This is a genomic window from Candidatus Pseudothioglobus sp. uisw_142, from assembly GCF_059512465.1.
Map to the genome: position 1 here is coordinate 410,661 of NZ_CM183452.1, position 21,653 is coordinate 432,313.

Sequence of the window (21,653 nt, forward strand, 5' to 3'; positions counted from 1 at the left end):
CTTTATGAGTTTTCCCAAAAATGCTTTATATTCACGGGGGTAATAAAAAGCAAAAAGCGCTTTCACATCAGCTTTATAATTTTTGTTGCAACGGTCTATTCAAAGAAGATAATATCCCAAATATAGATCTTACCATTCATAAGGTTGAGGACGCACTTGCGTGGACAGACTATGAGGGTGATGGTAAGTTTTTTATTGAAATTGAGGAGACGCTTGATCAAAAAAAATTTATTATAACCATGTGTCATGAGATAATCCATGTATGCCAATTTTTATCAGGTGTTGAGGTAAGTGAATTATCAGCATATCATTATGAGGAGAAGATTGCTGAGCAGTTTTATCTTGAGGAATTGAGATTAAACCATAGTCCTTTAGATTTAAATGAAGATTAAGGTAAATACTCCTTTAAGCTATCAATTGATTTGTTTAATTCTTCCATAGAATTTGAAGTTAGCGTAATATGGCCTAGTTTTCTTCCCTTGCGCTCCTCTTTATCATAAAGATGTAAATGCGCATTTTTGGTTTCAAGTACCTTACTAGTTTTTCCGTGCATACCAATAATATTGATCATTGCATTAAATGAACTTTTGATAGATGTCACTCCTAATGGAGAATTAGTAATTGCTCTAATATGATTTTCAAATTGAGAGGTTTGCGCGCCTTCAATTGTCCAATGACCTGAGTTGTGAACTCTTGGGGCAATTTCATTAACAATCAGCTCATCAGAGGAATCAAAAAGTTCAAGGGTCATTACACCAACATGATCCATTTCATTAATCAATGAGTGCATATATTCTTCTGCTTTTTTTTGAAGAGATTTTGGTATATTTTGTGCAGGTGCAATTGTTAATCTTAATATTCCTTCATGATGTATATTTTCCACTAGTGGATAGTATTTAAGACTTGCGTCCAGTCCTCTTACAGCGATTAAAGAGAGCTCTCGTTTGAACTTTATAAAGCCTTCCAAGATAGATTCAGCACCAGACATGTGGTTCCAGGCTTGATCAATTTCTGATTCAGATTTGATAAGAAATTGACCTTTTCCATCATAACCATCTTTAGCAGTTTTTAAAATTGCAGGAAGTCCTATTAATTCAACAGCACTTTTAAGTTCTAACAAACTGTTAACCATTTTGAATGGTGCGCAAGGTATGTTTAACTTAGAAAGTAAGTTTTTCTCTCTTCCACGGTGCTGAGTATGGTGAAGCGAACTTTCACTGGGATAGACTTTTGATTTTTTGCTGACTTTGTTAACGATTGATACATCAGTATTTTCGCTCTCATATGTCACAACATCAGAGTCATCTGAAAATAATTCGATTACATTAGAATGGTTATTAATGTATGTTTTTCCTAAAAGAGAAGAGGGGTCTTCCTCTGATAAAGCCAGAAACCTCATTTGATGTCCCAATGGGTAAGCTGATAGAGCAAGCATTCTTCCTAACTGACCAGCACCAAGAACACCAATTTTCATAACTTATTTATTAGGATTAGGATTGTTTAGTACACTTTGAGTTTGTTCTGAGCGAAATTGGACAACCTTTTTTCTAACTTCTTCATTATGGTTTCCAACAATTTGAGCGGCTAGTATTCCTGCATTTTTTGCACCTGATTCACCTATAGCAAGTGTACCAACAGGAATTCCACCAGGCATTTGAACTATAGATAATAATGAGTCTTGTCCGCTTAATGCTTTTGATTGAATGGGAACGCCAAGAACTGGCACAATAGTTTTTGATGCAACCATTCCGGGCAAGTGAGCTGACCCTCCAGCACCAGCAATAATAACTTCAAGGCCTCTATCCTGAGCAGTTTCCGCGTATTCAAACATTAGGTCAGGTGTTCTATGAGCAGAGACCACTTTAACCTCATAGGTTATACCAAACTCATCAAGCATATCTGTGGCACTTTTCATTGTGGGCCAATCAGACTTTGAACCCATAATTACTCCGACTATTGCACTCATTTTTGTGTTCGTGAGGAAATTGATGGAATTATACCAAAAACCCGATAACTATAAGAATTGAAACTTTGAAGTGGGAGAATATAAGTTAAATTTTGAAATCGTTGTCCAAAAATGGCAGGTGGCCAGATCTTAAAACATGGGTTTTTGATCCTGCCGCTTCATACCAATCTTGAATTTTTACTGGAACAAGAGTATCGAGTGATCCAAGAATGCATTTTTTTGGCGTTGAAATATTTTTGAAGGTATCTCTGAGATCAGAATTTAAGATTATTTGAAGTCCATTATCCAAAGCGCTTTGTGATGCAGGGAATTTTTGAATAGATTGATGAAGCTCCTGAATTTGTGACTTATCTTTGCTTTGAAGACTAACAAAACGCTTTAACGCTTTAGTACTATCGTTTTTCAAGTTGTTTACAAATTGATTAAAAACATGGCTTTCAATTCCAAATTCCCAATCTGTATTATTTATAAGGTAAGGACTCGCAGCAACTAAAATCAGTTGATTGACTTTAATTTGATTTGCTACGAAAGTTGATAAAAGCCCTCCTAAAGACCAGCCCAAGAGGATTGATTGTTCAGGAATCAGCTTAATTATCTCATTGCACCATGATTCAAGATCACCCTCAATATCAGGGCTTCTTCCATGTCCAGGTAGGTCGATAACTGTTATACGGTATTTATGTTTATATTTTTCGATAAGGCTTTGAAAAATATCACTATTAAAAGCCCATCCATGCAGGAGAACAAGATCTGGCCCTTCACCTATAGTTTTATGCCATAGCATTTTTAACCTTTGCAAGTAGTGACTCTATTTCTTCAGATTGATGATTTGATGATAACGTAAACCGGAGTCTAGCTGTATTTGGGGGGACAGTGGGAGGACGAATTGCACTCACAAAAAAACCTGAATCAAATAAATTATTACTAATTTCTAAAGCCCTTTGACTAGAGCCGACAATGAGTGGCTGAATGGCGCTATCTGAATTTTCAAAATTGAGCCCTAGTTGGCTTGACATAGTCTTAAAAAAATCAATATTTTTAAGTAGTTTTTCTTTTTGTTCTCCACTTTTAATAATTTCTAGGCTCATGAGTATTGCTTGGCAAACACTTGGTGGGATAGCAGTTGTATAGGTGTATGGTCTTGACTTTTGAATTAAGAATTCTATAAAGTCATTATTACCAGCAACAAATGCGCCCATAACGCCTGCAGCTTTACCTAACGTTGCCATATAGATAGAACTCTTAGGTATGAATGGATCAAAAATACCAAAGCCATGGGCATCATCTTGCATCAAAATGGTATCAGTTTTACGAATAGCTTTGTCAATTCCAGCTATATCTGCCTGATCTCCATCCATACTAAATACATTGTCTGTCACAACTAAGCCAGGACCTATTTGTTTTTCGAGCTTGGAGTCAAGAGAGTCAAGGTTGTTATGAAGGTACCTTTGAATAGTCAGACCAGCTATTCGACTTCCATCAATTAAAGATGCATGGTTTAACTTGTCTTGTAGTGCCCATTTAATTTCGTCTCTGAGCGCTGAAAAAATTCCAAGATTAGCACTATAACCAGATGAGAATATGAGAGCATTCTCTTGCCCAGTAAATTCTGATAAGGCCTCTTCAAGAAGTTTATGAGACTCTGAGTGTCCACTGACAAGGTGAGATGCCCCTGAGCCAGAGCCATACTTTTCGACTCCTTTAATGAACGCTTCTTTAACCTTGGGATGACTGGCAAGCGAAAGATAGTCATTGGAGCAAAAATTAACCACTTCACTGCCATCGATGACCATGTTTGTTGTTTGGGGGCTGTTTGATACTCTTCGAGAGCGTAATAAATGATTGTTTTCAAGCTCACTTATTTTTTTTGAAAAGTTCATGATAGTAATCTTAGATTGCTATATGAGGTTTTCCATGGGTGATGAGGCACTTGCGTAGGCTTTTTTCATCATTCTGCCTGCAAGGTAAGATTTCCTGCCAGCTATAATCGCATGCTTCATTGCGCTGGCCATAAGAAGTGGATCATTAGCATTGGCAATAGCGGAGTTCATTAAGACGCCATCACATCCAAGCTCCATGGCTTTAGCAGCATCACTTGCACAGCCAATTCCTGCATCTACCAAAACTGGCACACTGGAATTCTCTTTAATTAATTTAATGTTAAAAGGATTGGAAATACCCTGACCAGAACCTATTAGTGAGCCAAGTGGCATGATTGCACAGCAACCAATATCTTCAAGCTCTTTTGCAATAATTGGATCATCAGAGGTGTAAACCATAACATCAAAGTTTTCCTTGATTAGTGTTTTAGCTGCATCAAGAGTTTCTACGATATTTGGATAAAGAGTTTTTTCATCACCGAGGACTTCAAGTTTTACTAGGTTATGTCCATCAAGTAATTCTCGAGCCAATAGGCACGTTCTCACAGCATCTTTTGCATTGTAGCATCCAGCAGTGTTTGGGAGAATCGTATATTTATCAGGCGAAATAAAATCCAGGAGGCTCTCCTCATCGGCATTTTGTCCAATATTAGTTCTGCGAATCGCAACAGTAATAATTTCTGAACCTGATTTTTCAGTCGCTAATTTTGTCTCTTTTAGGTCTTTGTATTTTCCAGAGCCAACAAGCAGTCTGGAGTTAAAAGTCCTTCCAGCAATTGTAAACGGGGTATCTATTTCCATAGCGTTATAAGATACCATGTGCCGTAATTAATATTTCAATATTGAGTCGTAATCTTTTCAATTTCTGATGAATTATTTAGATTGTTAAACCAGCAATTTTTTGAATATCATTGATAGCTTTCGTGATGATTCTTGAAAACAAGAAATCTGAGTCATGTCCAGATTCAGATTGAGAAACAAATTCTTCCACCATCAACTGATAATGGTTACACGCTGGAAATTCAACTTTAGTTCCTTTTTCAAGGCCGCCATCAGACCAGAAGGCATATGTTGTTTCTGGTGGGTTGACGGGAACATTCAGTTTAGCCCAGCCATTCGAGCCAAGAACTGTAAAGTCTTGACAAAGAGCTGCATTAGCTGAAACAGTCAAGCTCAGTGTTTCACCATTTGGCCATCTAAGAGTAGCATCGACTTGTTTTTCAATTTCATATTCTTCACTTTTAACTGCAACCGCAGAGAGTACTTTGGGCTCACCCTCAAAGAGCATACATCCTGATAAAATAGCATAACACCCAATATCAAATAATGGTCCACCACCATATTTAATAAGGTTTCGCACATTCCCTAGGGGCTGTTGGGGGTAACTAAAGATAAAGTGAGACGACTGATACTTGCCGATATCAAGATTTTTTAGCCAGTGCCATTGAGGATGACTTCTGACCATAAAAGCCTCATAGAAAAATGCTTTACTATCTTTGGCGGCATTCTCAAGCTGAGATAACTCATCTAAGTTAAGGGCAACAGGTTTTTCACAAAGGACATGTTTATCAGCTTTAAGCGCTTCAATAGAGTAGGGGACATGAAGATGATTTGGAAGTGGATTATAGATTGCATCAACTGAAGGTTCATTAATAAGAGTCTCATAGTCAGTCTCAATAGCATTCCCATAGATTTCAGGAAGTACTACTTGCCCTGGGATTCTTCTTCCAACATGAGTTACTTTATGTCCAGCATTAAGTATTGCTGGAACAACATGCTCTCTAGCAATTTTTGCTTCTCCTAAAATTCCAAAATTCATAAAATAATTTTTGTTAATTAATTAAGCAAATAATAATACTACTTATTTGTTTATGTTTTTTAGAATAATATTACAAATTGTATTAACATGTAAAATCAATAATTAATAAATATTTTTTTAGGAAATACGATGCCTCTTAACGCAATAAAACATCCTCTAATAGCTCATAAACTTGCTTTACTTCGTCAGGAGGGAATTAGTACAAAACATTTTCGTGAGCTTGCCAATGAAGTTGCAAGTCTGCTAACCTATGAGGCGACTCGTGATTTACCTTTAGAAAGTAGAGAAATTAATGGCTGGCAAGGAGAGCCAATAAAAACTGAAATGCTGACTGGTAAAAAGCTATCAATTGTTCCAATTCTTAGAGCAGGGTTGGGAATGCTTGATGGTGTTTTAACTCTTGTACCTAATGCTAAAGTGAGTGTAGTTGGCTTATATCGAGATGAGGAAACTTTAGATCCTGTTGCTTATTTTGATAAAGTGATAACGGATATTGATCAAAGAACCTCATTAATCATTGACCCTATGTTAGCTACAGGAGGAACACTTCTTGCCACAATCGATCTATTAAAGCAAAAAGGATGTAAAAAAATTATAGGTTTATTTTTAGTTGCCTCACCAGAGGGTCTTGAAAGAGTTACAAAGCTTCATCCTGACGTAGATTTATTTATTGCTGCAATAGATGACTGTCTTAATGAAAATGGATATATATTGCCTGGTTTAGGGGATGCTGGAGATAAGATTTTTGGCACAAAGTAAATAATCTTGAAAGAAGATATTTTTCCTCAAGGCTCTGCATGGATGAATGGAGAGTTTACTAATATTTCAGAGGCTCGAATACCAATCCTTGACTGGGGGTTTCTCAGATCTGATGCAACCTATGATGTTGTGCATGTATGGAAAGGTCAATTTTTTCGATTAGATGAGCATATAGACAGATTCTTTGAATCTACTAAAAGTCTTAGGATGCCTTGTACATTGGAAAGAGATGACCTTAAAAAAATACTTGCAGGTTGTGTTAAGCATGCAGGACTCGATGATGCTTACGTAGAGATGATTCAGACTAGGGGTGTTTCTAAAAATTTTCAAAGAGATCCTCGTAAAGCGAATCATCGTTTTATAGCTTTTGCAGTGCCATTTGGCTGGATTCTTAATCCAGATGAATTTGAAAAAGGTTTGAATGTCATAGTAAGCAACATAAGAAGAATACCACCTGAATCTGTTGATTCAAAAATCAAAAACTATCATTGGCTTGATTTAATTAGTGGGATGTTTGAAGCTTATGACTCTAATGTTGACTCAGTAATTTTAGTGGATGAAGGAAATAATATTTCGGAAGGACCAGGATTTAATATTTTTTGTGTAGATGCAACTGGGCTTAATACTCCAGATAAAGGAGTTTTAGAGGGCGTTACAAGGCAAACTGTTTTAGATCTAGCAGAAGAAATTAAGTTGCCAGTTAATCTAAAGCCAATTTCTATTGACATGCTTAATGATTCTATTGAAGTATTTGCAACCTCTACAGCTGGAGGAATAATGCCAATTACTAAGATTAATAATCAATTTGTAGGTAATGGCACACCAGGCAAAGTAACGAGACAAATACATAAGTCTTATTGGGACTTACATGTTAATTCAAGATGGACTCAATCAGTGAATGATTTAGTTTAAGAGTCTTTTAAACTTCCTCTTTTTTTAAGGATTTAAAAGCATCTAGGGCTTTTTCTCGTGAAGCCTTTAAATTTATTATGGGCTCAGGATAATCTTTCCCAATAACAATATTTGCTTTTTCTAAGACCTCTTTTGGAGCTTCAGATGGATTGTAAAGATATTTGTTTGGCAGTTCTTTTAATTCTGGGATATATTGTCTAATATATTCGCCATCTGGATCAAACTTCTCTCCCTGTGTGACAGGATTGAAAATTCTAAAGTATGGGGCTGCGTCTGCCCCACATCCTGCAATCCACTGCCAGCTAGCACTATTACTCGCAAGATCAGCATCAACCAGGCAATCCCAAAACCAGCGTTCACCATGATGCCAATTTAATAAAAGATTTTTAACTAAAAATGAACCTACAACCATCCTGACTCGATTATGCATTGAACCGGTCAACCATAATTCCCTCATTCCAGCATCAACCATAGGGATACCAGTTCGGCCTTTTTGCCAAGCTAATAAATTTTTTGGGTTATCTTCCCACGGAAAAGCATCAAATTTCGATTGGAGATTTTTTCTTGGAAGATCAGGATTGAAATAAAGCTGGCAGTAGGAGAACTCACGCCACCCTAATTCACTTAAAAAATGATCAATATTCTTATCGCTGCCCTTTTCTTTAGCCAGATACCATGCCTGATTGGGGGACAACTCACCAAAATGTATGTGAGGAGAGATTCTAGATACAAATGGCTTTGCAGGAAAATTCCTTCCTTCCTTGTAGTGTTTAATACCACTTTCAATAAATTTTGTTAGCCGATCGTATGCACCTATTTCCCCTATGTTCCAATGTGACTCCATTTGAATATCCCATCTGAAGGCAGGAATGAGTGACAAATCTTCAAGATTTAATGAAGGGGCATTGTCAACAATAAAATTCGAAGTATTGACTTTGGGTAGAGGTCTTCTAGGTTCTTCTGAATTTAGGCATCCCTTGCGATAAAAGGGAGTAAAAACTTTGTACGGCGTACCATCATCTTTTTTAATCGTCCATGGCTCCCATAGAAGTGAGCCATTGTAGGTAAAAACTGAAATCCCTTTAGATTCTAGTGCTGATTTGATTTCAGTGTCTCTTTTAATTCTCCAGGGCTCATAGCACCTATTCCAATAGACAGCAGTTATATTGTTGCGATCAATAATATCTAATAAGGCTTTTAGAGGGTCTCCTTGGTAAAGGGATAAATTATTGTTAAGGTTTTCACTAAGGCTTTTTAAAGAATGATGCAGCCAGAAACGACTTGCTCCTCCCATTGAAAAATCTCCAGAATTCTCATTATCTAAAATGTATACAGGAAGAACATGATCATTTTTTGATGCATGGTGAAGGGATGGATTGTCTGATAAACGAAGGTCTTGTCGAAACCAGTGGATTGCTTTGGAATTTGTCATTTGCCAATTATAAAATTCAGTTGTGAATTCTAGATGAAGATTTAGCGTTATTTAGTATTTGGAAAAATAATAAGACAGCTTAAATGTATAAACTTCCAACTAGATTAATTATAAAAAACCTCAGTATTTAATGCGTTTTATATCTGGAATCTTTATTTATTTTTTAACTCTACCTTTAAAAGCCATCCTGGATTAAAGTAACCTGAAACAACGCCGCTTGCTTTTTTGTCATTGATATTAATTCTTTGAGTTTCTGAGTAATCTAAATCTAAGTCTCCAGAAATATTTATAGAGCCATCTGGGTTAATATTTACATTTAACTCCCTCCTTAATTCTTTGCTCATCATAAGCCAATCTTCAGGTTGAAAATCTTCAGCAGCCTCAAACTGTCCTTTACAGCCATCGAAGGAAATCTTTTCTGTACCAACAAATTCCCACCCAACATCATCTTTTGTACTTGCAGCAAACCAAGTTGCAGTATTCAATCCATCAACAGATTCTTTACAAAAATCAGTTTTTTCTTCAGCTTTTTTTGCGATTTCTAATTCAATCTTTGAAATATTCTGATGAACAGCTTCATAGATTGCTAAGCCGCTGATACTTACAAAATTTCCCACATAGTCAGATCCATACTCTTTCCAGTTTTCAGAGTAATCAATATCGCCCATTAAGTCAGGTCGATATCTCAATACATAGCCCTTTGATTGCGATGCTAAAACTTCTGGATAAATATACTCGCGTCGCCACTTTTCTTTAAGTGTTAGCTTATCAAACTCATACGCATTTTTTCCAACGAAATCCCATCTTGCAAAAGCATACTTGTTGAGTTTTTCAGGGTGATAAATAAAATCAAAAAGTGCTTCATAGACCTCATGTATCTTTTTTCCGTGAGGAAGCTGATGTTCATAAAAGTCATAACCAATTGACTCATAAGCTAAGGCTAATAGTGTTAATACTTCTGGCAACTGCCTTTGATAACTCAGAGCCAGTGCCCCTTTTCTACTCCACTGAGGAAAGATGCCATCTTTATCAATAGCTGCTAAATTAATTTCAATGTGGCGATTACCTGCTGTAAAGAGCCTTTGATTGCCGGTTCTAAGGCCTAGATATACAGCGCCTAGACCCATACGCCATCTGTTACTTCCACAGTAGTCAGCATAAATACCAAATGCATCATGTCCTTCGATTTCAAAGGTTTCAGGCGCCTCAAGATTACATATTTTTCGATCTCTAGTTGGCTCCAGATCATAGTTTATTAGCCAATCACTTAGATAGTCATCGACAGCTTGACGCTGCTCTTTATTGAAATTAAAGTCATCATAGTAAATAGCATAGAAAGATGCAAAATCTCCTACAGTCATTGTTGCAGCATAAGCTATATCTGAGTGAGAATTTTTTATATTTTTATCTGGATAGTCAATCGGTTTGTTTTTAGCCCACAACAAAAGAATTCTTTCAAATACTTTTATGCCTTCGTCCTGATCACGAAAATGCTTATGAGTAAAAAATGTTTTGCACCTAATAAAAAAAGTTGCCCGATCTCCAGTTTCTTCGATTGATTTAAAGGCCTCAATGTCAAATTCTGCAGTTGCACGCTCACAATCATCTACATAAGAAGACATTTTCCACCATCTTAATGGACCCTTTTCATCAATTGCATATTTAAATCTTGAATGAAAAAGGTCAAGTTCATCAGGGTCTTTAAAGAGTTGCCAGTTTTCTTGGACTTCTAAATCACGCAGTGGAGACTTTGCAAACTCATGAACTGGAAATGAGTCGTAGCCATCTCCTCCTTGTTTTTTAATTAAATCAGTAGTGCTACAGTTAAAAACAAAATAAGTGCCGTCCTCAGAAATACTCCTTACTGGCTCACTACCGTCAGGGCATGATGAAGCGTACCCTTGAATTGAATATAGGGACAAAACAAATATAAATAATATTTTTTTCATTGGGCAGCAGTTGGGGGGTATTAAAGAAATTTATTATAGTTAACAATGAGCCTAAATTGTATTTAAATGTAAGGGGTTTTTAGCTATATTAATTTAAAAAAATATTGTCCTAATGTTTTTCTATTTAAAGGGCTTTAATAGAATATAGTGGAGTGTTGTTCTCATTTAATAATTAAAAGTTTATTGAAATGCGGATGTATGGCGGAGAGAGAGGGATTCGAACCCTCGATAGGAGTTAAAGCCTATACTCCCTTAGCAGGGGAGCGCCTTCAGCCACTCGGCCACCTCTCCGAAGAATCGCATATTATACTGCAAATAAATTGAATGAGTATTTTAGAAAATAGTTGTTTCACAAAATTTTATTCAATGACCTCAAAGTCATGCGTAATTGCTGCCGTTTCTCCAAGCATGATTGATGCTGAGCAGTATTTTTCAGCTGATAATGTAATAGCTTTATCAACTTTCTTTGAATCTAAACCCTTGCCTTTAACGATAAACTGAATATGAATATCGGTAAACACTTTGGGATGATCAGTTGCTCTCTCTGCATTAATTTTAGTTTCAAGGTGAGATAGGTCTTGACGCATTTTTTTGAGTGTGGTTACAACATCAATCATTGTGCAGCCTGCCACACCTAGTAATAGCATTTCCATGGGCCTAACGCCCAGATTCTCACCACCTGATTCTGGCGGTCCATCCATGGTGATGGTGTGGCCACTATCTGACTTCCCAACCATAAGAAGCCCGTCAACCCAATTCACAGAAATATTCATTCAAAAAACTCCTTAAGTTTTTGGCCAGGGTTAGAGTCCCTCATAAAAGCCTCACCAATTAAAAAACCAAACACATTGTGATTATGCATTAATTCTACATCCATTTTTGAAGTGATCCCTGATTCAGTAATCACTAACTTATCATCACCAATGTCAGAGAGTAAGTCAATAGTCGTTTGCAGGCTAACTTCAAAATTTCGAAGATTCCTATTATTGATGCCAAGCATAGGAAGTTCTAGTTTTAAGGCGCGTTGAAGCTCATCTCTGTCATGCACTTCAACTAAAGTATCCATTCCAAGAGATGAAGCTAGCTGACTTAGATTTTTTAACTCGCTATCTTTGAGGCATGAGGCTATTAATAAAATACAATCAGCTCCCATAGCTCTTGATTCATAGACCTGATAAGGATTAACAATAAAATCCTTACGAATAACCGGTATTGAAACAGTAGCACGAGCTTTTATTAAGAATAAAGGGTCACCTTGAAAGAAATCACGATCTGTTAATATTGAAAGGCAACTCGCACCACCCGACTCGTAACTTTTTGCAATTTCAACAGGATCAAAGTTCTCCCTTAGGATGCCTTTGCTGGGAGATGCTTTTTTGATTTCAGCAATAATACCGCTCTGTTTTTGACTGATTTTGCTATATAGTGCATTATAAAAGCTGCGGGTTTCATCAGCATTACTTGCTAATTCAATCATTCTATCAAGAGGCACACGTTTAATACCCTCATCAATTTCTTCATGCTTTCGAGAAACTATTTTTTTTAAAATGTCAGGTGTTTTTTGTGCCATCGCTGAAAGGAATTTATAACTATGCCTATTTTAAACGAATATAATTTACGTATATATTTAAGTAATGAGCGAAGTACATGAATTTACTAGGTTTTCATGCTGGAATTGAGCACCCCTTTTTTTTGATTGCTGGTCCTTGTGTGATCGAGTCAGAGCAGCTTGCAATTGAGACGGCAGATTATCTCAAAAAGGTGTGTAACGAGCTCAATATCAATTTTATTTATAAATCTTCATTTGATAAAGCTAATCGAACGAGCGCCGATAGTTTCCGGGGCCTTGGGATTGAAGAGGGACTCAGGATACTTGAAAAAGTTAAATTGGCGGTAGGTGTTCCGGTCCTGACTGATGTCCATGAAGACTCCCCCCTAGATGAAGTGAGCTCTGTAGTTGATGTTCTTCAGACGCCAGCTTTTCTGGTTAGGCAAACTAACTTTATACAAAATGTCTGTAGGCAGGGATTGCCAGTAAATATCAAAAAAGGACAATTTCAAGCGCCTTGGGATATGGAAAATGTTGTAGACAAAGCAAAGTCAACTGGAAACGAAAAAATTATGGTGTGTGATCGCGGCACCTCTTTTGGCTACAATACCTTGGTTTCAGATATGAGGGGTCTATCTAGTATGAGATCGACTGATTGTCCGATTGTGTTTGATGCAACCCACTCAGTTCAGCAACCAGGAGGGCAAGGCAAATCCTCAGGCGGACAAAGAGAAATGGTTCCAGTCTTAGCAAGAGCTGCTGTCGCTGTTGGTGTTTCAGGGGTATTTATGGAAACGCATCCGAATCCAGCCACAGCCATGAGCGATGGTCAAAATTCAATGCCTATGAACTTAATGTTTACTCTTCTTGAAACGCTGAAGGAGATTGATTCAGTGACCAAAAAAAATAACTTACTAGAGGATTCTATTAATGACTAGAATTGCAATCAACGGATCTAAAGGAAAAATGGGTCAAACCCTTATTGAAGCAGTTCATTCAAACTCACAAGCCGAGTTTGGCGCTGGACTTGATAAAGAAGATAAGTTAGAAGATCAATTAGATAATTTTGATGTCCTGATTGATTTTTCAAGGCCAGAGGCATCCTTAGATGCTATTTCTATCTGTAAAGACTCTGGAAAAGCAATGGTGATAGGGACAACTGGCTTCAGTGATAATGAGTTAGAGTTTATTCAACAAGCATCAAAAGAGATTCCTATTGTGTTTGCCCCCAACATGAGTGTAGGCGTCAATCTAACTTTGAAAATATTAGAGACCTCTGCAAAAGTGATTGGCCCAGATTCAAGTATTGAGATTATTGAGGCTCATCACCGGTTTAAGGTTGATTCACCTTCAGGAACCGCCCTTAAAATGGGAGAGGTGGTGGCAAATGCACTTGGTAGAAATTTAGCTGATTGCGCAATCTATGGCCGCGAAGGTATTGAAGAACCTAGAGATCCAAATACGATTGGCTTTTCATCTATCAGAGGCGGCGATGTTGTTGGTGAGCATACTGTTGCCTTTTTTATGGACGGTGAGAGGGTTGAAATAACTCACAAGGCGTCCTCTCGAATGATTTATGCAAATGGTGCGGTAAGGGCAGCTAACTGGCTTTTTGATAAACCAAGTGGCCTATATTCAATGCAAGATGTCTTAGACCTGTAAGGATTAATCATGCTGTATGCCATTTTTGCACAGGATATTGAAAACAGTTTAAAAAAGCGGATGGAGGCTAGGCCATCTCATGTCGCAAGGCTGATCGAGTTGAAAGATCAAGGTAGACTCATTTTGGCGGGCCCTCATCCATCGATTGATGTCTCAGAGCCAGGTGAGGCTGGTTTCTCAGGGTCATTAATTGTTGCAGACTTTGATGATCTCCAGCAGGCACGTGAATGGGCGGATGCTGACCCCTATGTTGCTGCAGGGGTATATTCAAATGTTGTGGTGAAACCATTTAATAAGGTTTTGCCTTAATGGCCTACAATTCCTATAATAATTCAAGGATAATTTGGCACTTTTTAGAAACCCGTTCATTGAAGGGTGACCAGAACGTAACAGACTTATAATGATTACAGTTAAGAACTTATCAAAACATTTTGGCGGTATTAAAGCAGTTGACGGTGTAGATTTGCATATTGATAGAGGTTCAATTACTGGTCTAGTTGGACCAAACGGCGCTGGAAAAACAACAATGTTTAATCTCATAGCTGGACTCTATCAACCCACTGAAGGTGAAATTATTCTTGATGGTGAAGACGTCACAGAGCTTACCTCTCACCAACTTTTTCACAAGGGTTTATTGAGAACTTTTCAGATTGCCCATGAATTCCCAACTCTTAGTGTTCTTGAGAACTTAATGATGGTGCCAGCTAATCAGCTGGGTGAAAATTTGATGAATACTTGGTTAAAGCGAAAGCAAATAAATGAGGAAGAGAAAGCCCTTCAAGCCAAAGCAGAAGAAGTTGTTGATTTTCTGAGTATTAGTCATCTTAAAAATGAAAGTGCAGGAAATCTTTCGGGTGGACAGAAAAAATTATTGGAGTTAGCAAGGACAATGATGGTTGATGCCAAAGTTGTTCTTCTTGATGAAGTGGGTGCAGGAGTTAATAGGACGCTTCTTAAACAAATCGGCGATGCAATAATCAGACTCAATGAAGAAAGAGGATATACATTTTGTATGATTGAGCACGATATGGATTTTATTTCTAGACTTTGTAATCCAGTTGTCGTTCTTGCAGAGGGTCAAATTTTAACAAGTGGAACTCCTGATCAAATTAAGAGTAGTGATGCAGTAATTGAGGCCTATTTAGGCAAAGGAATTAAAACTGAGGCGACTCATTAATGGCTTATCTTGAAGGTAAAAATCTGGTTGCTTCTTATGGCGTAGTTCCAATTCTTCACGAGTGTTCTGTTGAGGTTGAAAAGGGTGAATTGGCAGTCATTGTTGGCCCAAATGGAGCGGGTAAATCGACTGTTATGAGGGTTCTTTTAGGAATGTTAGATGCAACTTCAGGCTCAGTGACACTTGATGGTAAAGATATTTCTATGCTTTCTACTCAGGATAGAATCGGTATGGGCTTAGCATTCGTCCCCCAAACAAAAAATGTTTTTCCGTCAATGACAGTTGAGGAAAACCTTGAAATGGGCGGTTTTATTAGGAAAGATGACATCAGTAAAACGATTCAAGAGGTTTATGAATTGTTTCCAATACTTTATGATAAACGTAAACAACTAGCTGTCCAGTTGTCAGGTGGCCAAAGACAACAGGTTGCTTTTGGTAGGGCTATGATGACCAAACCGTCAGTAATGCTCCTAGATGAACCAACTGCAGGTGTTTCGCCTATTGTCATGGATGAAATTTTTTCGAACATATTGGATGTGAGAAATGCTGGAATGGCCGTTTTAATGGTTGAGCAGAATGCCCAGCAAGCATTGAATATTGCGGATAAGGGCTTTGTTTTAGTCTCTGGACGCAATGAACATACTGGAACTGGAAAGGAACTTATCAATGATCGCGAAGTTCGAAAGAAATTTTTGGGGGGATAGATGTCAGATTCAATCGATATAATCAATGCTTTCGCCCTAATGACAAATTTTGTCATTCTCCCTGCCCTGTCCTATGGCTCTCAGTTGGCGCTTGGTGCTCTTGCAGTGACCTTAGTATATTCAATTTTGAGGTTTTCCAACTTTGCTCAGGGTGATAGTATGGCTTTTGGAACGATGCTTGTTATTCTAATTAGTGGTTATATGATTAGCAAAGGTTGGACCATAACAGGATTTCCTACCGCTATTTTGGCAATTCCATTGGCTTTAATTGGTATGTCAATTTACCTGCTTACTATGGACAGGCTGGTCTATAGACATTATAGAAAAATTAAGGCCAAGCAAAATATTGTTGGTATTACAGCATCAATTGGTGTGATGTTTGTCACTGGAGGTATCGTTAGATTTATATTAGGCGCCTCTGCACAAAGATTTGGGGACGGTGAGCGATTTATTTTTTCTGTTAGAGAATTCAAAGCCTTTACTGGACTTGAACAGGGGATTGCATTTAAAACATCTCAATTTTTAACTATAACTCTTGCTATATTGTTGGTTGCTTTTCTATTCTATTTTTTACAAAAAACAAAAACTGGAAAAGCCATGCGAGCTTATTCTGACAATACAGAGTTAGCTCTTCTTTCTGGTATTGACCCAGATAAAGTCGTTCAAATAACCTGGCTACTTGTTGCCCTTTTTACAACGATTGCTGGAACACTTTATGGCCTAGATAAAGGCTTTGCCCCTCAACAGTATCATTTGTTGCTTTTACCAATTTTTGCCTCAGTGATTGTAGGAGGTATTGGTTCACCCATTGGGGCAATTGCGGGAGCATTTTTGGTTGCATTTTCTGAGATACTGCTTACTTATGCTTATAAGAAATTTTTAATATATTTACTGCCACTCTCTATGCATCCTAGCTCACTAGTTCAGCTCATTGGAACAGAATACAAATACGCAATATCCTTTGTTATTTTGGTGATTGTTCTTTTAATAAGGCCTACAGGAATATTTAAAGGTAAGGTGATAGACGGTGAATAATATGAATACTTTCTTGCAGGCAAACAAAGCCATTGTCTACTTCACAATAATGGCATTGGTACTTTTATTTGTGGGTTTAAATCAGTCTTGGGCACTAGCACTCGGCATAATAAATATGTCATTAATATCAGCCATAATGGCTCTGGGTGTTAATATTCAATGGGGTTATGCAGGTTTAATGAATGTAGGAATTATGGGCTTTGCTGCACTAGGAGGTGTCAGTGTCGTTTTAATTGCACAGCAACCTGTTACAGAGGCAGTTGATGCTGGCGGTATTAAAATGTTTATCGCCTTGATTATGGGTGCAGCAACTATTACTGCAGGAATTCTACTCAATCGAAGAGGCGTGAATAAATGGCTGATAACAGCGATTGTAGTTACTGGCTATCTTTTTACAAGATATTATTTCTCTGAAGCCGCAGATATTATTGAAAAAGTAGATCCTGCAATTACAGGCTACTTAGGTGGATTTGGACTCCCAATTGCTTTTTCATGGATAGTGGGTGGAGTTATTGCTGCTGGTGTAGCCTGGTGGGTTGGAAAGATAACTTTAGGTTTAAGGACTGATTACCTTGCCATTGCAACTCTGGGTATTTCTGAAATTATTTTGTATGTTATTAAAAATGAAGATTGGTTTGTTAGAGGTCTTAAAAATGTTTATGGACTTCCAAGACCAGTCCCCTATGAAGTTGATATGCAGCAATCTGAATGGTTTCAAAATGTAGTTGCTTGGATTCATAAATCAGAGCTTCAATTGCTTTCACAAACAGAACAAATTGATAAGCTGGGTGATTATGTCAGAGAGGCGGCTGTTGTTTTTGTCAAACTGTGTTATTCAGGTTTATTTATTGCAATTTTGGTTGCACTCATAGTTCTTTCTAATCTTGCTTTAAATTCCCCATGGGGCAGAAAAGTAAGGGCGATTCGAGACAATGAGGTGGCAGCCTCAGCAATGGGAAAAGACATTAAGCGTCAGCATCTTCAAATTTTTGTTCTTGGTTCTGCAATTGTAGGAATAGCTGGGGCTTTATTGGTTACCTATGATGGAATATTTATACCAACTGCATATCTACCCCTCAGGTTTACATTTTTAATCTGGGTGATGGTCATTCTTGGTGGTTCAGGGAATAATATGGGCTCTGTATTGGGCGCATTTATCATCTGGTTTATATGGATTCAATCAGGTCCTATGGGGCTTTGGTTTGTTGAAATGCTGAGTAATAATATGTCAGAAGGGAGTGCATCTTTAGAATTTATTGAAGATCGAGTGCACTATCTTAGGCTTGTCTTTATGGGAGGGATATTGCTTCTTATAATGAGATTTTCACCCAGCGGTCTTTTACCTGAGAAAAATAAAGAACTCTAATTTCGCTGTAAATGGTTGCTAGATTAGCCTTTTATTGAGTTTTTTTTCACATATTTTTAACACAAACTACAGGAAACTGTTTATCATTACGGGTGAATCCCTTAGGAAATACGTCTTAATTTAATATTGAGCCTAGGGAATCTTTTTTTTATATTAGGAGACAAAATGAAAAGTTATTTAAAGACAACAGCTGGCGTAGTATTGTCAGCAACGATGGCAACTGCATCATATGGTGCTACTGTCAACGTAGGAGAGCTTCAAGGATTTACAGGTCCTCTTGAATCTATGATCGGTGCAATGTCAGGTGGTGCAAATCTTGCTGTAACAGAAGTGAACGCATCTGGTAAATACTTGCAAGGAACAATCAATGTAGTTCAGGGCGACTCAGTATGTATCGACGCAGCGGTTGCAATTGCACAAGCTGAAAAAATGGTAAATGATGATAATGTTATGGCTATTATGGGTCCTAACTGTTCAGGTAACACTGGTGCAGTTATTACTAATGTTTTAGTACCTAATGGTATCGTTTCAATTTCACCATCAGCTACCTCCCCTGCATTAACTACTCTTGAAGATGGTGGATGGTTCTTTAGAACTGCACCATCAGATGCGAGACAAGGGCCAGTGCTTGCAAGTATTGCAATGTCTAGAGGCCAAACTGATATGGCTGTAACTCACTCAAACAGTGACTATGGTAAAGGTTTAGCTGATGCATTTGTTACTGCTTATGAAGCGATGGGTGGAACTGTAACTGTTATGGCTGGACATGATGATGATAAAGCTGACTATTCGGCTGACGTTGCTGCACTATCTGCAGGTGGCTCAGCTACATTAGCTATCTTAGGTTATGCTGATACTGGTGGTAGAGGAATTATTGCTGCATCAGAAGATACTGGCGCTTTCACTGACTATGTATTTGGTGATGGAATGATCAGTGATGTGACTTCAGCTGCTGTTGGTGATGGTTCATGGGGTACTTTACCTTCTCCAGATGCTGCTTTAGGGACAAACTGGAAAGCTGTTGCTGCTGCAGGCGGTGTTGACGGTTCTGGTGTTTATTCTGCTGAGTCATACGATGCTATGGCGTTAATTATCTTAGCATCACAAGCTGCTGGATCTACTGATAGAGCTGCTATACAGGCACAAGTGTTGAATGTTGCTAATGCACCAGGAAACGAGTGTCATGCAGGTAAGCTTGCTGAGTGCTTGAAAATGATTTCAGGTGGTCTTCCAGTTGACTATGTCGGCGCTACTGGCGTTGAGATGGATGCTGGCGGAACTGCAAATGGTTCATATGCAGAGCGTGAAGTTATTGGTGGAGCATTCACTGATGTGGAGATCCATAAATAAAAAGATCTGATTTCAATGAAAAGCCCATCTTAGGATGGGCTTTTTTTTTGCAAACTAATAGTTTCATTTCATAAATCAGGAATATGAGACTTTTGAATTCATTAACATTATAATAAAGTAAGTTACAAGAAAATAAAGGTGGTCTAAATGAATAACAATGAAATTTTAGATAGTATTAAAAAAGCTTTTAAGCTAACCATTGATAAGCTTGATAATCATTACATGTTTTATCTGGATGAAATGGTTACTCCTAAGCTTATTACACTATTTTATTGGATACTTTTATTTGCTTTTATCACAAAAGGTCTAGGAGACATTTTTCTTGAAGGCGATTTTTGGAGAGGTTTAGTCTGGGTTGTTGGTGGATCTCTTGCATCAAGAGTGGCTTGTGAAATGGTTGTCATTCTATTTCGTATCAATGAAAACTTGAATGAAATCAATGATAAAACGAGTGAAAGCGATACCTTAAGTAACACAAGTTTTGAAAAAGATTACTATAAGCATTAGAAGCGCATCAAATCTATTTAGTCTACAATAAGTCCTTTTTCTTTTTGCTTTAAGCTTTATGAATAAAGGCATTCTGCTTGTTCTCTCTGGTTACCTAATGTGGGGTTGTTTTCCGCTATACTGGGCATTACTAAACCATGTTAATCCTTCTGAGGTTCTCATTCATAGAATGTTATGGGCAGTTCCAGTTTTATTTTTTTTGGTTCACTTTAAATCTTCATGGAAAAATAATTTTAAGGATTCTATATCCTCTAAAAAGGAATTAGTCTTTTTGTTTATAACTGCAATTCTGATAACAATTAATTGGGGTGGTTATATTTATGCAGTTAACTTAGGTCGAGTTGTTGAGGCCTCTATGGGTTATTTTTTATCACCCGTTATTAACATGATAGGTGGTTATATTTTCTTCCAAGAAAGGATTTCTAAATTAAAACAATTAGCAGTATTCTTTGCTACAGTTGGCGCTTTATATTACGTATTTAGTGGAGACTCATTTCCATGGTTAGGCTTTTTAGTAGGGTTTACTTTCTCTGCTTATGGAATTGCAAGAAAAGCGATGGCTTCATCAGCAGTACCAGGGCTTTATATTGAAACATTGATACTTCTTCCTTTTCTATTAATATTCTCATTGTGGTTTTATACCAATTACGATATTGCTTTTTTTAATATAGATATCTCTACAGATATTCTTTTATTTTTAGCAGGCGCTGTAACAGTTGTGCCATTGGCTTTATTTACTGCAGGAACGAAGTTACTTCCTTTGACGACGGTTGGAATTTTGTTTTTGATTACACCAACAATTCAATTTCTTGTAGGCTATTATTTACAAAACGAGCCTGTCAATTCAAACCAGTTAATAGGTTTTGTTGGAGTTTGGGCAGGACTTATAATATATAGCTATGCCTTAGTTAAGAATAAATAATCCATTATTAATCATTTTAATGAGTAATGAAAAATACAAAGAGCATGATCTCAACAATTTATCAAACATTGCATGCTGCTGATTCAGAGGAGTTAGAAGGGATTTATAAAAAATGGGCGTCAGATTATGACCATGACGTTCTAGAGTTAGCAGGTTATGTCGGTCATTTAATTACGTCTAGTCTCTTACTCTCAAAAATCAAAAATAAAAAAGCGAAGATTCTTGATGCTGGCTGCGGCACAGGACTTGTTGGGGAGATATTAAGTGAGAACAACTATAAAAATTTAGAGGGAGTTGATTTTTCTCAGGAGATGCTGGATGTGGCAATACAAAAACAAGTATATCAATCATTAAGATTACTAGATTTAACCAAAAATCTTGACTACGAGGATAATTTATTTGATGCGATTGTATGTGCTGGAACGTTTACTTGTGGTCATGTAGGCCCTGAAGCCCTTCTAGAGATGGTGAGAATAACAAAAAAAGGTGGGTATATTTGTTTTACAGTTAGAAAACAAGAATGGGAGGTGTCACCTTATAAAGAAATAATTGATAACCTTGAAAATTCTAACTTGTGGCATCAAGTCGTTCATAAGACTTCAGAATATAATGTCAAAGAAGGTATATCATGTCAACTCTGCCTCTATCAAGTGATTTAAATAAC

At 37.3% G+C, this 21,653-nt stretch carries 24 protein-coding genes and 1 tRNA gene; 14 read left to right on the forward strand and 11 right to left on the reverse strand.

Annotated features, from left to right (window positions below; genetic code table 11):
* The first annotated feature begins 20 nt into the window (after positions 1–20).
* Positions 21–392, forward strand: coding sequence for a hypothetical protein (locus tag AC5YGB_RS02125; RefSeq protein ID WP_496137637.1), 372 nt, complete (start codon positions 21–23; stop codon positions 390–392).
* Here the strand turns inward: AC5YGB_RS02125 and AC5YGB_RS02130 are convergent.
* From AC5YGB_RS02130 to AC5YGB_RS02155, 6 genes are all read right to left on the reverse strand, one after another.
* Positions 389–1,474, reverse strand: a complete 1,086-nt coding sequence (locus tag AC5YGB_RS02130) for a 5-(carboxyamino)imidazole ribonucleotide synthase (protein WP_496137638.1) — start codon at positions 1,472–1,474, stop codon at positions 389–391. The two genes, AC5YGB_RS02125 and AC5YGB_RS02130, sit on opposite strands and share 4 nt — an antisense overlap.
* A 3-nt stretch (positions 1,475–1,477) precedes the next feature.
* On the reverse strand, positions 1,478–1,966 hold the full coding sequence (gene purE / locus AC5YGB_RS02135; protein ID WP_496137639.1) for a 5-(carboxyamino)imidazole ribonucleotide mutase: 489 nt from the start codon (positions 1,964–1,966) through the stop codon (positions 1,478–1,480).
* 85 nt (positions 1,967–2,051) lie between these two features.
* A complete protein-coding gene (locus tag AC5YGB_RS02140; protein ID WP_496137640.1) occupies positions 2,052–2,750 on the reverse strand; it encodes an alpha/beta fold hydrolase in 699 nt (232 codons plus the stop codon).
* Complete coding sequence (locus AC5YGB_RS02145; RefSeq protein WP_496137641.1) at positions 2,737–3,846, reverse strand: aminotransferase class I/II-fold pyridoxal phosphate-dependent enzyme; 1,110 nt, start codon at positions 3,844–3,846, stop codon at positions 2,737–2,739. Before AC5YGB_RS02145 ends, AC5YGB_RS02140 begins: the two co-directional genes overlap by 14 nt.
* 18 nt (positions 3,847–3,864) lie before the next feature.
* The gene (locus tag AC5YGB_RS02150; RefSeq protein ID WP_496137642.1) at positions 3,865–4,647 is read right to left on the reverse strand and encodes a thiazole synthase; all 783 of its coding nucleotides are present in this window, start codon (positions 4,645–4,647) and stop codon (positions 3,865–3,867) included.
* Positions 4,648–4,723: 76 nt separating this feature from the next.
* The gene (locus AC5YGB_RS02155; protein WP_496137643.1) at positions 4,724–5,665 is read right to left on the reverse strand and encodes a Gfo/Idh/MocA family oxidoreductase; all 942 of its coding nucleotides are present in this window, start codon (positions 5,663–5,665) and stop codon (positions 4,724–4,726) included.
* A 129-nt stretch (positions 5,666–5,794) separates the two neighbouring features.
* On the opposite strand from AC5YGB_RS02155, the gene upp reads away from it, so the two are divergent.
* The gene (upp, locus tag AC5YGB_RS02160) at positions 5,795–6,424 is read left to right on the forward strand and encodes a uracil phosphoribosyltransferase (RefSeq protein ID WP_020028798.1); all 630 of its coding nucleotides are present in this window, start codon (positions 5,795–5,797) and stop codon (positions 6,422–6,424) included.
* A 6-nt stretch (positions 6,425–6,430) separates the two neighbouring features.
* The gene (locus AC5YGB_RS02165) at positions 6,431–7,336 is read left to right on the forward strand and encodes an aminotransferase class IV (protein WP_496137644.1); all 906 of its coding nucleotides are present in this window, start codon (positions 6,431–6,433) and stop codon (positions 7,334–7,336) included.
* A gap of 7 nt (positions 7,337–7,343) precedes the next feature.
* Here the strand turns inward: AC5YGB_RS02165 and AC5YGB_RS02170 are convergent, their stop codons facing one another.
* The 5 genes from AC5YGB_RS02170 to trpC all read right to left on the reverse strand — a co-directional run bounded on the left by AC5YGB_RS02170 (position 7,344) and on the right by trpC (position 12,287).
* A complete protein-coding gene (locus AC5YGB_RS02170; protein WP_496137645.1) occupies positions 7,344–8,768 on the reverse strand; it encodes an FAD-binding domain-containing protein in 1,425 nt (474 codons plus the stop codon).
* 152 nt (positions 8,769–8,920) lie between these two features.
* The gene (locus AC5YGB_RS02175) at positions 8,921–10,717 is read right to left on the reverse strand and encodes an alginate lyase family protein (RefSeq protein ID WP_496137646.1); all 1,797 of its coding nucleotides are present in this window, start codon (positions 10,715–10,717) and stop codon (positions 8,921–8,923) included.
* A gap of 199 nt (positions 10,718–10,916) precedes the next feature.
* Positions 10,917–11,008: transfer RNA gene (locus AC5YGB_RS02180), tRNA-Ser, on the reverse strand.
* Positions 11,009–11,076: 68 nt separating this feature from the next.
* On the reverse strand, positions 11,077–11,490 hold the full coding sequence (locus AC5YGB_RS02185) for an OsmC family protein (RefSeq protein WP_496137647.1): 414 nt from the start codon (positions 11,488–11,490) through the stop codon (positions 11,077–11,079).
* A complete protein-coding gene (gene trpC / locus AC5YGB_RS02190; protein WP_496137648.1) occupies positions 11,487–12,287 on the reverse strand; it encodes an indole-3-glycerol phosphate synthase TrpC in 801 nt (266 codons plus the stop codon). The genes AC5YGB_RS02185 and trpC overlap by 4 nt, the downstream gene beginning before the upstream one ends.
* 77 nt (positions 12,288–12,364) lie before the next feature.
* Here trpC and kdsA point away from each other — a divergent pair, with 77 nt between their 5' ends.
* The 11 genes from kdsA to AC5YGB_RS02245 all read left to right on the forward strand — a co-directional run bounded on the left by kdsA (position 12,365) and on the right by AC5YGB_RS02245 (position 21,648).
* Positions 12,365–13,204: a 3-deoxy-8-phosphooctulonate synthase gene (gene kdsA, locus AC5YGB_RS02195; protein ID WP_496137649.1), complete on the forward strand. Its 840-nt coding sequence runs from the start codon at positions 12,365–12,367 to the stop codon at positions 13,202–13,204.
* On the forward strand, positions 13,197–13,928 hold the full coding sequence (gene dapB, locus AC5YGB_RS02200) for a 4-hydroxy-tetrahydrodipicolinate reductase (protein WP_496137650.1): 732 nt from the start codon (positions 13,197–13,199) through the stop codon (positions 13,926–13,928). Before kdsA ends, dapB begins: the two co-directional genes overlap by 8 nt.
* A gap of 9 nt (positions 13,929–13,937) precedes the next feature.
* Positions 13,938–14,237: a YciI family protein gene (locus AC5YGB_RS02205; protein WP_496137651.1), complete on the forward strand. Its 300-nt coding sequence runs from the start codon at positions 13,938–13,940 to the stop codon at positions 14,235–14,237.
* Between the two features lie 91 nt (positions 14,238–14,328).
* Positions 14,329–15,105 carry an ATP-binding cassette domain-containing protein gene (locus tag AC5YGB_RS02210; RefSeq protein WP_496137652.1) on the forward strand — a complete coding sequence of 259 codons (777 nt, stop codon included), beginning with the start codon at positions 14,329–14,331 and terminating at the stop codon, positions 15,103–15,105.
* Positions 15,105–15,809 (forward strand): ABC transporter ATP-binding protein, encoded by a 705-nt coding sequence (locus AC5YGB_RS02215; RefSeq protein ID WP_020027038.1) that lies wholly within the window; start codon positions 15,105–15,107, stop codon positions 15,807–15,809. The genes AC5YGB_RS02210 and AC5YGB_RS02215 overlap by 1 nt, the downstream gene beginning before the upstream one ends.
* Positions 15,810–16,844: a branched-chain amino acid ABC transporter permease gene (locus AC5YGB_RS02220; RefSeq protein ID WP_065353689.1), complete on the forward strand. Its 1,035-nt coding sequence runs from the start codon at positions 15,810–15,812 to the stop codon at positions 16,842–16,844.
* 1 nt (position 16,845) lies between these two features.
* Positions 16,846–18,210: an ABC transporter permease subunit gene (locus tag AC5YGB_RS02225; protein WP_496137653.1), complete on the forward strand. Its 1,365-nt coding sequence runs from the start codon at positions 16,846–16,848 to the stop codon at positions 18,208–18,210.
* 165 nt (positions 18,211–18,375) lie between these two features.
* Positions 18,376–19,560, forward strand: a complete 1,185-nt coding sequence (locus AC5YGB_RS02230; protein ID WP_496137654.1) for an ABC transporter substrate-binding protein — start codon at positions 18,376–18,378, stop codon at positions 19,558–19,560.
* A gap of 147 nt (positions 19,561–19,707) precedes the next feature.
* Positions 19,708–20,067 carry a DUF4282 domain-containing protein gene (locus tag AC5YGB_RS02235; RefSeq protein WP_053820439.1) on the forward strand — a complete coding sequence of 120 codons (360 nt, stop codon included), beginning with the start codon at positions 19,708–19,710 and terminating at the stop codon, positions 20,065–20,067.
* A 58-nt stretch (positions 20,068–20,125) separates the two neighbouring features.
* Positions 20,126–20,989, forward strand: a complete 864-nt coding sequence (rarD, locus tag AC5YGB_RS02240; protein ID WP_053820438.1) for an EamA family transporter RarD — start codon at positions 20,126–20,128, stop codon at positions 20,987–20,989.
* Positions 20,990–21,015: 26 nt separating this feature from the next.
* Positions 21,016–21,648 carry a methyltransferase domain-containing protein gene (locus AC5YGB_RS02245; RefSeq protein ID WP_496137655.1) on the forward strand — a complete coding sequence of 211 codons (633 nt, stop codon included), beginning with the start codon at positions 21,016–21,018 and terminating at the stop codon, positions 21,646–21,648.
* The last annotated feature ends 5 nt before the right edge of the window (positions 21,649–21,653 follow it).